General features: G+C 60.0%; 1 protein-coding gene. It reads right to left on the bottom strand.

Annotation, left to right across the window (positions count from 1 at the left end):
• Window positions 1-18 precede the first annotated feature (18 nt).
• The coding region (locus tag C5748_RS27355; RefSeq protein ID WP_199194922.1) for an integrase core domain-containing protein at window positions 19-1,148 on the bottom strand (1,130 nt) is incomplete at its 5' end.

A 1,148-nucleotide genomic window follows, 5' to 3' on the forward strand; every position in this document is an offset into this window, starting at 1 on the left:
GGACACATAGGTTACGGTTTATACCGGAGACATGGGTAACACTTTTGGCCCGAATGGGTTTTGAAGTGGTTCCAACCTGCATGTCTCATCATCGAAGTATCCTAGATCGTAGTCCATGAAGCTGACCAGCCAGATTTTGTCGTCGGTCTGCTTGATTCCGACGGTTTGTCCGGCAAAGACCTGGCTGAGATTGATTTTCTGCCGGTTGAAGCAGATGCGTCCGCATGTGGTGACGGTGACGGCCTTGTCGTGGAATGGGTAGTCGATGTCATGCAGGCCCTGATATTGGCGCGGTGACGGCCGGTAATGGTCGGCGGGGACGGCCATGGCGAGCGCCTGATGCGGCCGCTCGGTGTTGAAGACCTTGATGAAGTCATCGAACTTGCCCTGCTGCTCGAGGACGTTGGCGCCGGCCGGTTTTGTGGTCTCCAGCTTGAGGGTGAGATGCATGCGCTCGTGCCTGCCGTTCTGCTGCGGGTTTCCGGGCTTGATCCGTTCGACGGATATGCCGAGCCTGAGCCACCACACAGACAGCTTTGACAGGTTGAACAGCGCATTGGGGCTGGCAAACGGTACGCCATTGTCGGTCCTGATGGCGGCTGGCACACCGAAGTCCTTGAAGGCGTGCTCGAATACGGCAAACGCATAGACTTCCTTCGTCGTGTGCAGCGCCTCGCAGGCGATGAGATAGCGGCTGGCATAGTCGGTGATGGTCAACGGATAGCAGTAGCGCCGGTCCGCCAGCATGAACTCGCCCTTGTAATCGGCACACCACAGCTCGTTGGGCTGGCGCGTGTGAGACAGTGGCGTGCCGGCGGCCCTGTTGCGCCGCCGTGTCCAGCGTTTGACCAGGCCGTTGCGGTCGAGAACGGCGTGGACCGTCGAGACGGCGGGGCAATGGATGTCGGGATAGAGCCGCCGCAACCGTTCCTGGATCTTCGGCGCGCCCCAGTTCGGATAGTCCTTCTTTAAGCGGACAATCAGCCGCTCGATCTGCATGGGCAACTGGTTGGCCTGCCGATAGGGCCGGCGCGAGCGGTCCGTCAATCCGTGCAGTCCGCTGTCGCGATAGCGTTGCAGCAGTTTGTGGCCGGTCTTGCGCGAAATGTTGAATTCGCGGCACACCGCCGCCATCTTCTCGCCGTCCA

Source organism: Phyllobacterium phragmitis, assembly GCF_002980495.1.
Classification (GTDB): domain Bacteria; phylum Pseudomonadota; class Alphaproteobacteria; order Rhizobiales; family Rhizobiaceae; genus Paramesorhizobium; species Paramesorhizobium phragmitis.